A 16,286-nucleotide genomic window follows, 5' to 3' on the forward strand; every position below is an offset into this window, starting at 1 on the left:
GCTTCTCCGGCACGCCGATGCACGGCATCCGCCCTTCGGGCTCCTCGCTGCGCTCACGCCGCGGAGCCCGACGGGAGATTGAAGACACGCCCTAGTCCTGGGGCGGGGTGGTCCGGGGGGCGAAGGGGAAGGACTCGCGTAGGGACCAGTTGCCGTCCTCGTCGCCGACCACCAGGTCGAGTCCGGCGACCCGGGCGGTGAGGGGCAGGCGGGTGGCGACCTCCGCGGCCAGGGCCCGCAGTTCCTCGGTGTCCTGGCCGAGGGCGACGGTCAGGTGCGGTCCGACGTCGTCCGGATCGTCGAGGTAGGCGCCGCCGTAGGGGAGGTAGTCCGGCCAGCGGTCGGTCACCGCCTCGATCAGGCGCAGCACCGGCTCCGCCGGATCGGGGGCCAGCCACAATCCGCGATGGAACTGCCCGATTCGCTCGAACACCAGCTCCATCGCCGGCTGCGCAGCGGCGATCGTGCCCAGTGCCTCCAGGTCCGCGGCGCCGATCTCCGTGGGCGGCAACCACGGGTACAACACGGTCACATGCGCCGGGATGCCCTCGGCGACGCGCGGGTCGTACCGCTCCCGCCAGGGCTCGACGACCTGTTCCACATCGGGAACCAGCAACACAAGCGCACTGACCACAAACCGCTCGCCCATCCCCGAAGTCTACGGTCCGACATCGGCCCCCGTGCCCACAGGCACGCCCGGCTCGGCGGCGGCGCCGGCAGGATGCGGCGGGCCCGACCCGGCATGCGCCGGGTCGGGCCCGTTGTCGCGATGAGTCGACGTCCGGTCAGCTTCGGCGGCTACGCCGCTTGTGGGTCAGCCGGATCAGGACGGCGCCGGCCAACAGCAGGACGACCGCGCCCAGTACGAGCGGTGCGGTGGGGCCGCTGCCGGTGGCGGGCATCCGGTCGGCCGTGCCGTGGTCCGGTGCGGATCCCGGTGGGTGCGGGTCGTCGGGGAGGGCCGGGTGCGGAGACCGGGTGTGGTGCGTGGGTGGGCTCGGGATCGTGCTCGGGTGGGCGGAGTGGACCGGGCACGGGGTGGGCATTTCGGGGCACGGCGTGAACGTAGGCGTGGCCGTGGTGGTGGCCGTGGCCGTGGCCGTGGGTGTTGCGCTGTGCGTGTGGGTGGGCTTGGGGCTGTGCGTGTGGGTGTGCGTGGGCCTCGGAGTCGGGCTGTGGGTGTGGGTGTGTGTCGGCGTGGGCTTGGGGCTGTGCGTGTGGGTGTGCGTGGGCGTCGGAGTCGGACTGTGGGTGTATGTCGGGGTGGGCGTGGGGCTGTGGGTGTGCGTGGGCGTCGGAGTTGGGCTGTGCGTGTAGGTGTGTGTCGGGGTGGGGGTGGGGCTGTGCGTCGGGGTGGGACTCGGGCTGTGTGTGTGGGTCGGAGTCGGGCTCGGGCCGGGGCCGACGACCGTGATGGTTTCGCTGTCCGGCGGTGAGGTCACCGGGCGTTCGGTGGTGGTCCCGGTCGCATAGGCGGTGTTGACGACGTGTCCGGCAGCCGCGTCGGCCTCGGTGACCACGTACGTGCCGGCGCAGAGCGTGACCGCGCCCGGGGTTTCGCGCGGGGTCAAGGTGGTGGCCTGGCACGTCACGTCGGTGAGTCGGTCGTCGTGCACGGCGAGGGCACCGACGTCGGCGGCGGAGGTGTTGGTGACCGTGTAGGTGTAGGTGACGCGGTCGCCGACGGTGTAGTCGCGGTTCTCGTCGACCTGCTTGCCCAGCAGCAGTCCGTACGTGTCGTCGAGCGGCAACACGACCCTGGACTCGGGCGAGGCGACGTCGTCGCCGCCGACGGTGCCGTGTGCGATGGCGGTGTTGGCGAGGTAACCGCGCCGGATGTCCGCGGCGGTGATCGTGTACGAGCCGCGGCAGGTGGTGGTCGCCCCGATGGCGAGGGTGGTGACGGGGCAGGTGACGGTGCCGACGGTGGGGTCGGTGACGACCAGGTTGGCGATGGGCACGTTGCCTGCGTTGGTGACGACGAACTCGTACGGCACGTCGGTCCCGGCGGTCACCGGATCCGGCAGCGGTGTCGAGCGGTCGATCTGCTTGACCAGGTTCAGCTGCGGCAGCGCGACGAGGCTGTGCGCGGTGACGTGCCGGATCAGGTGTACGTCGGTGAACAACCCGGTCGACGCGGCGAATCCGAACTTGTAGGTCGCGGGCACCGGTTGTGGCACGGGCATGGAGAGGACGCGCTGCGCTCCGGCGCCGAAGTCGATGTCGACACTGAGCTGCGGGTCGGGCGTCGGGGTGATGCGGACGGTCACGGTGCGGCGCGAGGGGACCAGCGCGGTGTCGGCTTCCTGCGGCGTCGCCGTGGGCGGCAGGTCCGCCACCGTGGTCGGACCCTGGAGGGTGCCGGGCAGCGTCGAGTTCCACGGGCCGGTGGTCGTGGTGTTGTCCGTCGTGGCGCCGAGCCAACAGTAGCCCTGGGTGCCCTGGCCGGGGCCGCGGACGGTGACCATGTTCGCGCCGGGCGCCGGGACACGAAACGCGGTGCCCGCGGGCGAGCGAGTCGCGCAGCCGTCGCCGCGGTGCTCCCAGTCGCCGAAGTAGTTGCCGAGGACGTCGAGGCCGACGCCGAGGTAGCCGCCGTCGACCCCGGGCAGGTACGGGTTGGCGGGGTTGTCGTCGGGCAACTTCTGCGCGTAGCCGAGGCTGCCGCCGAACGCGCCGGGCCGGGTCAGGGACGCCGCGCCGTCGACCAGGAACATGGCGATGCCGTCGGCGGGCGACGGCGAGGTGGTCCCGCCGTATTGCCACTGCTCGAAGGTGAGTTCGAGGCCACCGTTGGCGGGGAGCGGGGAGTCGTACAGCACGGCGGCGGAGCGGTCGTTGCCGGCATCGGTGAGTCGCAGGTAGCCCAGCGGGGCGGCGCCGTTCGGCGGGACGGGACCGATGGCGCCGCCCGGGCAGCCGCCGACCGGCCGGGGGCCGGGCCCGAGCGGGCCGCCGGCTTGCGGGGCGCCGGTCAGGCACGCGTCGCCGGCGGCGATGAACCCGGCCCGGGCGGTGGCGCCGGTGAAGGTCTCGTCGAGCAGCAGGGTGCCGTCGGACGCGACCGGCGCGACGTGGTGGCTCTCCCGGGACGGGTCGGCGATGAGTACACCGAGCGGCACCGCGAGCGCGAGAAGTGCGGTGCCGCAACGGACGAGTGGCGTGGACCAACGCCGGGGCCGGACCTTCGCGGGCATGGTTCGGCATCCTCTCGGACAGGGTGGGGACGAAGCGGAACCCTGCCCGGGGCAAAACACAACCAACCGGATGATCATAGGAATCACCCGAGGGGCTCAAGGCCCTTCGAACGGGGAAGCGTTCCTCGGGGTGCGCGCACAACACGGCTCCGGTGGACGCGGGGTCGCGTCCACCGGAGCCGTGTTGTGGCCGTGGCGTTCGGGCTCGGTCAGCTCAGGGCGCGGGCGTCGCCGGCAATCTGTCGGGCCTTGGGGGCCGCGATGGTGCGGCCGGACTGGTTCTCCGCCCAGTTGGCCAGCTGGGGGTACTGGTCGTGGGCGAGCATGGTGGTCAGGGTCGCCACCGCGACCCGGTCGGCGCCGGAGGTCAGGATCAGGTGGGCCAGGCCGGTGCGCGTGGCGGTGATCGTGAAGGTGGATTCCGCGACCGTGGTGCCGCCGGGGCCCTTGGCTTCGGCGCGCAGGGTGTGTGTGCCGAGGGGGAGCGCGGTGGTGTCGATCGGGGTGCCGGCCGCGAACTCCTTGCCGTCCAGGGTCAGTCGCACCGACTCGGCGCCGGTGGTGTCGAGCGCCGGGACCGGGGAGGCCGCGCGTTCGACGTGGGCTCCGGCGGCCGGGGCGAGGATGCGCACCGTCGGGGCGGCCGGCGTCGGCGGTGTGCCGTTCTGGCGCCACGCCGCGTTCCAGCCCGCGAGTTCGGCCGGCCGGTTCGTGATCACCGCGTCCACGCCGCCCGCCTCCAGGGTCTTCCACCCGGCGGCGTCGTCGACCGTCCAGACCATCACCGCGACGCCGGCGCGATGCAGGTCGGCGACCACGCCGGGGCGGGCGGCCAGGCCGCCGGCCGAGGGGTTGTAGGCCTTGAGGTCGAGGCGCTTGGCCAGGGTGACCGGGTCCGCGTCCAGGGCGCTGCGGAGCAGGCCCAGCGGCAGGTCGGGCGCCAACTCGTGGGTGAATTCCAGCGCGTCGACCTCGAAGCTCTGGACGAACACCCGGCCGCTCATTCCGGTGTCCCTGATGTCCCGGATGATGCGGGCCACTTCGTCCCGGGTGTGCTTGCCCTTGATCTCCAGGAGCAGGTTGCCGCCGCGCGTGCGCAGGTCGTCCAACTGGGCGCGCAGCGTCGGCACCCGGGCCCCGGTGTGCAGCGGGGAGAACCACGAACCCGCGTCCAGGGCCGCGAGTTGAGCGGCCGTCAGGTCGCGGACGCGGCCCTTGCCGTCGGTGGTCCGGTTCACCGTGTCGTCGTGCAGGATGTGCGGGATGCCGTCCAGGCTCGGCTGTACGTCGTTCTCGATCCAGTCGGCGCCGGCCCGGCGGGCGGTCTCGTCCGAGATCAGCGTGTTCTCCGGCGCGGCGGAGGACGCGCCCCGGTGGGCGACGACCGACATCGGCGCACCCGGTGCCCGCAGGTAGGCGTTGGCCTCCGGGGCGAGCGTGGTGACCTTGACGTCGTCGAAGGAGACGCGCGCGCCGTTGACCAGGAGCGCCTGGCCGCCGTCGGCGGAGCGCTGGACCCGGGTCGTGCGCAGCGCCTCGCGCCCGTCCACGATCAGTCGGGCCCGGCCGCCGTGCACCTCGACCGCGACCCGTACGTCGCGGCCGGTGCCGGCGGCGGCCGGCGCGGAGCCGGTGTCGGTGACGTTCCAGGCGTTGGCGGTGGTGCGCTGGGCGAATTCGAGGCCGTTGGCGGCGGTGGTGCCGGTACGCATGGTGGCAATCGACCACGGTGTGTTCCCGGTGGCCGGGACGTCCAGGCCGAACGCGGTCCAGCGGGCCGCGTCGACGGCGCTCTCGAAGCGGGCGACCGCCTCGAAGCGGAAGTCCTCCAGGTGTCGGCCGAAGGTGATCCGGCTCTGTTGACCGGAGTTGGCGGACGTACCGACCAGGCGGCCGTTCTCGACCTTCCAGTCGCCCTCGACCGCGCGCCAGCCGGCGGGCAGCGCGGAGCCGGCGAAGTCCTCCGAGACCACCACGTCGCCGACGGCGGGCGCGGCCCGGGCCGAGTCGGGCGAGGCGGCGACCGAGACGCCGGCGAGCACGGCGGTCGCGGTCAGACCCAGGGCGGTGCCCAGGGCGCCGGCCCGGAGCCGGGAGCGGTGCCGCCGAGGCAGCCGGAACGGTGACGCGGGTGTCTGTGCAGGCATGCCCGAAACGGTAGGGATCGCCGACGAACCGCCGACCACACGTGCCTGAAGCCCGGACCAACGATCGGGTCCGCCGGGTGTCCGGCAGCCGACAGACGGGCGAACCGCCTATCACGTCACATACGCCCCGAGCCCGCCGAAGCCGCCCCCGCGTACCCCGGGGCTCCGGTTGCCTTCCCGGCCCGCTCCCTTCCCCGCCAACCTCGGCCCGCCTCAACTCCGGTGTGCGCCAAGCGTTTCGCAAGCGTTGCGCGATACACCTGCTCTCGACGAAGCCGGCACGGTGCGATTCGACCCGGTTCGTCGCCCTCCGGGCGTGACGGTGCTACGGCTGCTTTCGGCCAACCCGAAGTAGTGGGGGGAAGATGCTAGGCACAGTCAAATCCTTCCTCCACGATCTCCCCGGGAGCACATCGCCTGCGTCGCCGACCACGAATCGGCATGAGGACCCTTCAGGAGAGTCGATGAGTTCAACCGCATTCCCCGAGCTGGATCCGGCCGCACCCCTGGCCGCTCCGGTGGACGCCCGAATCGTGCACATGCCCGCCTCGATTGCGGTGATCGCCGGCGAACACCGGTTCTCCTACCGCGAGTTGGGCGAGCAGGCCGATCTGGTCGGGGCGCGCCTCGCGGCGGCCGGGGTGACCAGGGGCACCCTGGTCGGGGTCTGCCTGCCCCGCACACCCCATCTGGTCGCCACCCTGCTCGCGATCCTCCGCGCCGGAGCCGCGTACGTACCGCTCGACCCCGAGTACCCGCGCGACCGGCTGGAGTGGGTGATCGGCGACTCGCAGGCCCCCGTCGTGGTCACCGACCACGCCCACGAACACCTCCTGGCCTCAGCCGCGACCAGGCTCGTGCACGTCGACGGCCCGCCGCCCGCCGATCCGACGCCCGCCCGCGCGGTGACCGGCCCGGACGATCTCGCCTACGTGCTCTACACCTCCGGCTCCACCGGCCGGCCCAAGGGTGTCCGGGTGACCCACCGCGGGGTCGTGGCGATGTTGCGCTGGGCGGCCGACACCTATCGGCCCGACCAGGTCCGCGGGGTGTTGTGCTCCACCTCGGTGTGCTTCGACATCTCCGTCTACGAACTGTTCTTCCCGCTCGCCGTCGGCGGCACGGTGATCCTCGTCGAGAACGTGCTCGCGCTCGCCGACGCGCCCGCGCGGGACGAGGTCACCCTGATCAACACCGTGCCCAGCGCGATCGCCGCGCTGCTGCGCGGTCCCGGACTGCCGGCCGGGGTGCGCACGATCAACCTGGTCGGCGAGGCGCTGTCGCGGCGGGTCGCGGACCAGGTGTACGCGTGCCCGCAGGTCGAGGTGCTGTACAACCTGTACGGGCCGACCGAGGACACCGTGTACTCCACCTGGGCCGTGGTGGACCGTGCCGACCGGGCCGAGCCGCTGATCGGCGTACCGATCCCCGGCACCACCGCCCACGTACACGCCGAGGACGGCGCCCCCGTCGCGGACGGCGAGTTGGGCGAGCTGTACCTCGCGGGCGACGGCCTCGCGCAGGGATATCACGGCCGCCCCGACCTGACCGCCGAGCGCTTCGTCACGGTGGCGGGGGAGCGCCGCTACCGCACCGGCGACCTGGTGCGACGCAGACCCGACGGCGCGCTGGAGTATCACGGCCGGGTCGACCAGCAGGTCAAGCTGCGCGGCTTCCGGATCGAACTCGGAGAGATCGAGGCGGTGTTGACCGGACACCCCGGAGTCCAGGCCGCCGCCGTGGTGCTGCGCGAGGACGCGGCTGGACCGTTCCTGGCGGCGTTCGTGCAGCCCGCCGCCGGGGCGACCGCTGCCGGGCCGGGGGCGGCCGGGCCGGGCGCCGAGGCGACTGCCGCCGGTCCCGCCGACCTGCGCGCCCACTGCCTCACCCGGCTTCCCGCCTACATGCTCCCCGACGCCGTTTCCCTGCTCCCGGAGCTGCCGCTCACCCTCAACGGCAAGATCGACCGCAAGGCGCTGCCCGAGGCCACCCGATCCCGCTTCGTGGCCACCGAGTTCATCGGCCCCCGCACCCCCGCGGAGACCCGCGTCGTGGCGATCTTCCACGACGTGCTCGGCGTGCCCCGCATCGGCGTGCACGACCCTTTCCTCGACGCCGGCGGCAACTCGCTCCTGGCCGTCGGACTGCTGGCCCGCGTCGAGCGGGAGTTCGGGATCCGCATCCCGCTCGACACCTTCTTCGCCCTGCCCACTCCCGCCGCCGTGGCCGAACGGGTCGAGCGGGCCGAACCGGGCTCGACCGGGCCCCGGGTCGAACCGCCGTACCGCGACCCGCGCACCCCCGTCCTGGTGAGCACCGTCCAACGCGAGTTCGCCACGCACGAACTGGTCGCCCCCGGCAGTGCGTTGTACAACGTGCCGCTGCGGATCCGGGCCACCGGCGCACTGAATCCGGTCGAACTGAGTCGAGCACTGGGCGAACTGGTGCGGCGCCACGAGGTGTTGCGCACCGCGCTGATGTTCCGCGCCGGCGCGCCGGTGGCCGAGATTCGACCGCCCTACCCGGTCGAGGTGCCGCTGCTGGACCTGCCGGACGCGGACCCCGCACAGGTCGAGGCGGCGCTGCGCCCGTACGCGCGCCGGCCGCTGGACCGGGCCGAGGGCCGGCTGGTGCGCGCGGTCGCCGTGCGCACCGGCCCGGACCGGTACGAACTGCTGCTGGTGATCCACCACATCGCGATGGACGGCTGGTCGATCGGGCTGCTCCTGAACGATCTGGCCCGGGCCTATCAGGGCCTGCCGCTCGGCGAACCCGCGCTCCAGTACCGCGACGTGGCCGCCTGGGAGCGTCGGTACGCCGACGCGCACGAGGACGAGGCACGTCGCTGGGCCGCCCGGTTGGCCGACCTGGGCCCGGAGCAGTACATCCCCGGCGATCGCACACACGCCGACCCGTTCGACCCGAGCGGGGCCCGGTTCGCCCGCCGCCTCGACGCCGGCCTCGTACGCGCCGCCGAGGAGTGGGCGGCCGGCGAGGGGGCCAGTCTGTACATGGCCATGCTCGCCGCCCTCGGCATCCTGGTGAACCGCTACACCGGCCGCACCGACCAGGCCGTGCTCACGCCGTTCGCGGTCCGCCCGCTGCCGGAACTGGAGGATGTGGTCGGCCCGTTGCTGAACACGGTGCCGCTGCGCTTCCGGGTCGAGGGCACCGACTCGTTCCGCGAGCTGGTGCACCGGCTGCGCCCGATCGTGCTCGACGCGCTCGACCACAGCGCGCTGCCCTACCTGGAGCAGCTGCGCTTCGCGGGCGTGGCCGGCGCCGACACCTCCACACCCGTGTCCCAACTGCTGCTCGCGGTGCAGAACCACCCGGGCGCGGCGGTCGAACTACCTGGTCTGACGCTGGAGTTCCTGGAAGAGATGTGCAACGGCGGGGCCAAGACCGACCTGTCGATGTTCGTCGAGTTCCCGGCGAGCGGGCCGCTGCTGTCCGTGGAATACCGCACCGGGCGCTACGACGCGGCCTCGATCGCGACGATCGTCGACCACCTGATGGCGATCCTCGCCGAGGGCCTGGCCGCGCCCGACCTGCCGATCGCTGAAACGATCATGCTCGATCCGGCCGAATACACGCGGGTGGTCGAGGCCGCCAACCCCGCCCCGACCGCGCACCCCGACGTGTCCCTGCCCGAGCTGATCGCCGCGCAGATCGCCCGCACCCCGGACGCGATCGCCGTCTCCGCCGAGAGCGGCACCCTCACCTACAACGAACTGGACGCTCTCGCCGCCCGGTTGGCCCGCACCCTGCGCTACTACGGCGCCGAGCGCGGCACCCGCGTGGCGGTCGCCATGCCCCGCAGCCACCTGCTGCCCGCCGCGCTCCTGGCCGTGTTGCGCACCGGCGCCGCCTACCTGCCGATCGACACCGACCAGCCGATCGCCCGTAGCCGGGCCCTGCTCGACGACGCCAAGGTCACCCTGATCGTCGGGGAGAGCGCGCACGCGGCCGGGGTGCCGCTGTTGGCCGACCCCGGCTACGACGTGGTCCTCGTGGACGGTGACGAGGTTCGCCTCGCCCCCGCCGCCACCCCGGACCCGGGCATCGAGGCCGAGGACCCGGCCTACCTCATCCACACCTCCGGCTCCACCGGCCGTCCCAAGGCGGTCGCCGTCCCGCATCGTGCCATCGTCAACTTCCTGCTCTCGATGGCCCGCGAACCCGGACTGACCGCCGCCGACACGATGGCCGCCGTCACCACGCTCACCTTCGACATCGCCGGCCTGGAACTGTGGTTGCCACTCGTGGTCGGCGCCCGGGTGGAGATCGCCGACCGGGAGATCAGCGCCGACGGCCGCCGACTGGCCGACTGGCTCGACCGCCGCGGGGTGACGGTGTGCCAGGCCACCCCGGCCACATGGCGCATGCTCCTGGAGGCGCACTGGCCCGGCCGCCCCGGCCTGGTCGCGCTCTGCGGCGGCGAGGCACTGACCGGCGACCTGGCCGGCGCACTGCTGGACCGCTGCGCGCGGGTGTGGAACATGTACGGCCCGACCGAGACCACGGTTTGGTCCACCCTGCTGCGCGTCGAGCGCGCCCACGCCGCGATGCGCGTGGTCCCGATCGGTACGCCGATCGACAACACCCGGGTGTATGTGCTGGACGCGGCCGGCCGCCCCGCACCCGTCAACGCGCCCGGCGAGTTGTGCATCGCCGGCGCCGGTGTCGCGCTGGGCTATCTCGGCAACGCCGAAACCACCGCGGAACGTTTCGTCCGCGACCCGTTCGGTCCGCCCGGCGCGCTGATGTACCGCACCGGCGACATCGCCTGCCGACGCCGCGACGGATCGCTCGAATTCCACGGCCGGGCCGACCACCAGGTCAAGCTGCGCGGCTTCCGGATCGAACTGGGCGAGGTGGAGGCGGGGTTGACCGCACTGCCCGAGGTGACCGCCGCCGTCGCGAGCGTGTGGGACGCGCCGGCCGGGCCCACCCTGGTCGGCTACGTCGTCTCGGAAATTCCTTTCGTCGCCGACGAGTTGACCGCCGCCCTCGCCGAGCGGCTGCCCCGACACCTGATCCCCGGCGTACTGATCCCGCTCGACGCGCTGCCGCTGACCCCCGCCGGAAAGATCGACCGGAAGGCCCTGCCGGAGCCGCGCCCCGGCGGCAGCGGCGCACCCCCCGAGGGCGACTGTGAGGAGATCCTGGCCGAGATCTGGCACGAACTGCTCGGGCCGGCCCGGATCGGCCGCGACGATCGGTTCCTGGGCCTGGGTGGCAACTCGCTCCAGGCACTGCGGATGGCGGCCATGGTCGAGGAGCGCTTCGAGATCACCTTCCCGCTGCGCGTCGTCTTCGAGGCGCCGAGCCTGGCCGCGATGGCTCGCCGGATCGAGGACATCCTGATGGCCGAACCGGAGGACCCCGGAGAGTTCGACGACCATCCGGACGTCGTCGACCACACCGGCCCGACCGAATACCCGGACCCGAGTGTGCGGGACGTACGATGACCGACTCCGAGGAGATCCTGACCACACGCCCCGACCCCGACCGGGATCCGGAGCGCGCCCGCCGCGAACACCTGCGCCGCCGACTGGCCCGGGCCCGATCGGCCACAACCCGGGCAGAGTTGACCCCCAGGCCCGCCGACGTGCCCACGCCGCTGTCCGCCGCGCAACGCCGGATGTGGTTCCTGGCCCAGTACGAACCCGACGGCGCGGCCTACAACATGCCGCTCGTGCTGCGCCTGACCGGCCGCCCCGACGAGGCCGCGCTCGGCGCCGCGCTCACCGACGTGGTGGCCCGGCACGAGGTGCTGCGCACGGTGTACCCCAGCGTGGACGGCCACGTGCTGCCCACCGTTGTGGACGTCGACCGGTTCGCGATGCCCGTCCTCGACCTGCCGGAGCCGGACGTAGCGGACCGGCTCGCCGCCGAGGCCCGCCAACCCTTCGACCTGGCCGAGGAACTGCCCATCCGGGCGGCTCTGTTACGCTCCGACGACCGCTACGTACTGAGCGTGGTGCTGCATCACATCGCGGCCGACGCCTGGTCGGTGGGCGTGCTGTTCCGCGAGCTGACCGCCGCGTACACCGCCCGCCTGGCCGGCGGTGAACCCGAACTGCCGCCCCTACCGGTCCAGTACGCCGACGTCGCCTACCGCCAGGAGACCACCCTCGCCGCCGAACTCGACCGGCAGCGCACCTGGTGGCTGGACCGGCTGCGCGGCGCACCCGCCACGATCACCGTCCCCACCGACCGCCCGCGTCCGGCCGTGGCCGACACCACGGGCGAGCGCATCCAGGTCTCCCTCGGCGCGGACCGCTCGCGCCGCGTCCGGGCCCTGGCCGAACGCACCGGCACCACCACGTACATGGTGCTGCTGACCGCTCTCCAGGTGGTGCTCGCCCGGTACAACGGCGGCACCGACGTGACCGTCGGTAGCCCGGTGGCCGGACGTACGCACCGCAGCACCGACACGTTGATCGGCTGCTTCGTCAACACCCTCGCGATGCGCACCGATCTGTCGGGCGAACCGAGCGTGCGCGAACTGCTCGACCGGGTCCGGGAGGGGACTTTCGCCGCGTTCGCCCGCCAGGAACTGCCCTTCGACCGACTCGTCGACGCGCTCGACCTCGAACGCGAACTCGCCTACACACCGCTGTTCCAGGTACTGCTCAACGTGCACAACCAGACCTCCGTACACCCCACGCTGCCCGGCGTCGAGGTCGAGTGGCGCGACACGTACACCGGCGCCGCGAAGTTCGACCTGTCGATCGCCGTGCTGGACACCGGACCCGCGGACGAGTTGCGCGCCGACCTGGTCTGGCGCAGCGCGCTCTACGACGAGTCCACCATCCGGCGCACCTTCGGCCACCTCGCCACCGTCCTGGACGCGATGGCGGCCGACCCGGAACGGCCGGTGACCGAACTGCCGTTGCTCACCGCCGCCGAGGAGAGCGCGCTCGCCGATTGGAACGACACCGCACGCGCGTGGGACACCGCCGCAACCCTGCACGGCCTGATCGAGGCCCAGGCCCGTGCCACCCCGGACCGACCGGCGGTGCGCGGCGCCGACGAAACGCTCACCTACGCGGAACTCGACGCTCGCGCCGCAGTGTTGGCCCGGCGGCTGACCGCCCTGGGGGTCGGCCCGAATCGTGTCGTCGGGCTGTTCGTCGAGCGCTCGGCCGCGCTGATCGTCGGCATGCTCGGCATCCTCAAGGCCGGCGGTGCCTATCTGCCCCTCGACCCGCTCTACCCCGACGACCGCATCCGCTCGCTCCTCACCGCCGCCGACGCCGTCGCCGTGGTCGCCACCGCCGATCTGCACGCCCGCGTCGGCGACACCCTGCCGGTGGTCGCCCCCGACCCGGTCGCCCCTGCCGATCCGGTCCCGGTCTCGGACCCGGCCGTCCCGCCGACACCGGTCGACGCCACGGACCTGTGCTACGTGCTGTTCACCTCCGGCTCCACCGGCACGCCCAAGGCGGTGGCGGTCGAGCACCGCAACTACCTCAACTACCTGTACGGGCTGCGTGAGCGAATACGGCCCGGACGGGCGGCCGACGGCCGGCCGTGGAACTGGGCACTGGTGTCCACCTTCGCCGCCGACCTCGGCACGACCAACGTGTTCGGCGCGCTCACCTCGGGCGGCTGCCTGCACCTGCTCACCCGGGACCAGGCCACCGACCCGGACGCGTTCGCCGCGTATCTGACGGCGCATCGCGTCGATGCGATGAAGCTGGTGCCCAGTCACCTGGAGGGACTGGCCGCGGTCGGCGGCCGGTTCACCGACGCGCTGCCGCGCGAGCTGCTGATCTGCGCGGGCGAACCGCTCCGCGCCGAACTGCTCGACCGGATCCGGGCGGCGCGGCCGGAGTTGACCGTGCACAACCACTACGGGCCGACCGAGACCACCGTCTCGATGCTCGGCGCACCTGTCACCGAGGTGCCCCCCGGCGCGGCGAGCGCGCCGCTGGGGCTGCCGTTCGGCAACGTCGGCGCGCATGTGCTCGATCCGCTGCGCCGACCGCTTCCCGTGGGCGTGCCGGGCGAGTTGTACGTGACCGGCGCGGGGGTGGCCCGGGGCTATCTCGGGCCGGTCGCGTCGACCGCGGAGCGTTTCGTCGACCTCGACGGGCGGCGTGCGTACCGGACCGGCGACCTGGTCCGGCGGCGCCCCGACGGCCTGATCGAGTTCCTGGGCCGGGCCGACCACCAGGTCAAGATCCGCGGCTTTCGGGTCGAGATCGGCGAGGTGGAAGCCGAACTCGGCGCGCTGCCCGGGGTACGCGAGGCGGTCGTGGTGGCCCGCGGCGAGGGCGCGGCCCGCAAGCTCGTGGGCTACGTGGTCGTCGAGGCCGCCGCGCCGGCCGGCCGAACCGCCCCCGACGGCGCCACGATTCGTGCCGCCGTGCGCACCCGTCTGCCCGATTACATGGTTCCCTCGGCGGTCGTGGTGCTGCCCGCACTGCCCCTCACCCCCAACGGCAAGGTGGACCGCGCGGCGCTGCCCGAGCCCGACCTCGCGCCCGCCCCGGATACCCGCGTCGAGCCCGTCACGGCCACCGAACAGGCGGTGGCCGCCACCTTCGCCGAGGTACTCGGCACCGGCGACATCGGCGCCGGCGACGACTTCTTCGCGCTGGGCGGGGACAGCTTCTCCGCCGTCCGCGCGGTGCGTGCCATCGGGCGGGGCCTGTCCATCATCGACCTGTTCCAGCACCCGGTGGTGGGCGAACTCGCCGCCCTGATCGACCGCCGCGCCGGCGGCCCCGAACCCGACGAGGGCGATCGTTCGCTGATGCACCGGCTCACCCGGGACGCGGGGCCGACCACGCTGTCCCTGGTCTGCGTTCCGTACGGCGGCGGCAGTCCGATCACCTTCCAACCGCTCGCCGACGCGTTGCCGGCCGGACATCGGCTGTACGCGGTGGAACTGCCCGGACACGATCCGGGCCGGCCCGACGACGAGCCCGAGCAACTGGACGCGCTGGCCGACCGGTTGACCGCGCAGATCGTCGCCCGGATCCAGGGGCCGATCCTGCTCTACGGGCACTGCCTGGGCGGCGCGTTGGCCACCGCGCTGGCCGCGCGCCTGGAGGCGGCCGGCGCGGAACTGCGCGGTCTGGCGCTCGGCGGCACCTTCCCCGCCGCGCGGCTCCCGGGCCGGCTCGCGGCGTGGGTGGCCGCGCGGCTGCCCGGCGACCGCATGCTCTCCGACCGGGCCTACCTCGACTATCTGCGCGCGATGGGCGGCTTCACCGACGTCTACGACGAGGCGGAACAGCGTTTCCTGATCCGGGCGTTGCGACATGATGTGCGCCAGGCGGAGGACTTCTACACCCGCGCCTACGGCGACGAGCGGCCCGTGCCGGTGGCCGCGCCGATCCTGTGCGTGGTCGGCGACAAGGACCGGGCGACCCTGCTGTACGAGGAACGCTACGCGGAATGGGAGCACTTCGGGCCGCGCGTCGAACTCGCGGTGATCCCGAGGGCGGGCCACTACTTCCTCAAGCACCAGGCGGGCGAGTTGGCCCGGTTGCTCGGCCGGTGGTCGGCCGGGCCGGCACCGACGGCCGAACTCCTCTCCGCGCGACCGGCGGCGGCCCGGCCGAATCTGGCCACGTTCGCCAAGGTGGCCGGCGGGCAGTTCGTGTCGATGATCGGTACCGCGCTGTCCACGTTCGCGCTCGGCGTCTGGGTCTACCTGCGGACCGGATCGGCCTTCGACTTCGCGATGATCTCGGTGGCGGCGGTGTTGCCCGCGGTGTTGCTGCTGCCGATCGCCGGGGCGGTGGCGGACCGGATGGACCGGCGGCGGATCATGATCGTCACCGATACCGCGGCCGCCGCCGCGATGCTCTCGCTCGGCGTGTTGTTGTGGACCGGATATCTCGACCTGTGGCACGTATATGTGGTGGCCTGCGTCGGGTCGGTCTGCAACGCCTTCCAACGGCCCGCCTACATCGCGGCGATCGCCCAATTGGTACCCAAGCGCTACCTCGGCCAGGCCAATGGCCTGGCCCAACTGGGCACCGGATCGGGCGACATGCTCGCCGCGCTGGCCGGCGGCGTACTGGTCGCGGCGGTCGGGCTGCACGGCGTCGTGTTGTTCGACATGGCGACGTTCCTGGTCGGGGTGACCGTACTGCTGCGGGTGCGCTTCCCGGACACGCTGTTCGAAAAGCGTGAGGAACCGCTGCTGCGCGAGGTGGTGACGGGCTGGCGCTATATCGTGCGGCGGCGCGGACTGGTCGCGATGGTGGTCTTCTTCGTGGTGTTCAACTACCTCTTTGCCGTGGCGACCGTGCTGGTGACCCCGATGGTGCTGGCCGACGGTTCGGCGGTGACGCTGGGTGTGGTCACCGCGGTGGGCGGGATCGGCGCGGTGCTCGGTGCGCTGGTGATGGCCCTGTGGGGCGGGACCGCGCGGCGGGCCACCGGGATGATCGGCTTCACCTCGGTGGTCGGCGTGGCCGCGGTGTTCGCGGGCAGTCGGCCCGAGCCGGTCTTCGTCGCGGTCGGACTGTTCGTGTTGTGGGCGGCGCTGATGATCCTCAACTCGCACTGGATGGCGCTGATCCAGACCAAGGTCGGGATGGAGTTGCAGGGCCGGGTGCTGGCCACCAATCAGATGCTGGCGATGTCCATGATGCCGCTGGGCTTCCTGACCGCCGGGCCGCTGGCGGACCGGGTGTTCGAGCCGCTGCTGCGCTCCGACGGTACGCTCGCCGGGTCGTTGGGGCCGATCCTGGGCACGGGGCCGGGGCGCGGTACGGGGCTGTTGCTGGTTCTGGTCGGCCTGACCCTGGGTGTGTGGGGCCTGTTGGGGCTGGCGTACCGGCCGCTGAGTCGGATGGAGGACGTGTTGCCGGACGCGGTCCCGGACGTGGAGATCGGCGACAAGGACGCCATCCAGGCGGCGGCGGACCGGCAGTTGGCGGAATCGGGGGCGTCGCCGACGGGCTGATCG

Annotated in this window: 5 protein-coding genes; 2 read left to right on the forward strand and 3 right to left on the reverse strand. The window is 72.8% G+C overall.

From position 1 onward, the window contains the following. Positions 1–91: 91 nt before the first annotated feature. The 3 genes from ACFXKZ_RS26775 to ACFXKZ_RS26785 form a co-directional block, all read right to left on the reverse strand. Positions 92–649, reverse strand: a complete 558-nt coding sequence (locus ACFXKZ_RS26775) for a 2'-5' RNA ligase family protein (RefSeq protein ID WP_380003543.1) — start codon at positions 647–649, stop codon at positions 92–94. Between the two features lie 136 nt (positions 650–785). Next, a complete protein-coding gene (locus tag ACFXKZ_RS26780; protein WP_380003544.1) occupies positions 786–3,197 on the reverse strand; it encodes a hypothetical protein in 2,412 nt (803 codons plus the stop codon). A gap of 209 nt (positions 3,198–3,406) precedes the next feature. Then, complete coding sequence (locus ACFXKZ_RS26785; RefSeq protein WP_380003545.1) at positions 3,407–5,344, reverse strand: glycerophosphodiester phosphodiesterase; 1,938 nt, start codon at positions 5,342–5,344, stop codon at positions 3,407–3,409. A gap of 464 nt (positions 5,345–5,808) precedes the next feature. On the opposite strand from ACFXKZ_RS26785, the gene ACFXKZ_RS26790 reads away from it, so the two are divergent. Further along, positions 5,809–10,818, forward strand: coding sequence for an amino acid adenylation domain-containing protein (locus ACFXKZ_RS26790; RefSeq protein ID WP_380003546.1), 5,010 nt, complete (start codon positions 5,809–5,811; stop codon positions 10,816–10,818). Beyond that, positions 10,815–16,283, forward strand: coding sequence for an amino acid adenylation domain-containing protein (locus tag ACFXKZ_RS26795; RefSeq protein WP_380003547.1), 5,469 nt, complete (start codon positions 10,815–10,817; stop codon positions 16,281–16,283). The genes ACFXKZ_RS26790 and ACFXKZ_RS26795 overlap by 4 nt, the downstream gene beginning before the upstream one ends. Positions 16,284–16,286 lie beyond the last annotated feature (3 nt).

The organism is Embleya sp. NPDC059237, from assembly GCF_042754105.1.
GTDB lineage: Bacteria > Actinomycetota > Actinomycetes > Streptomycetales > Streptomycetaceae > Embleya.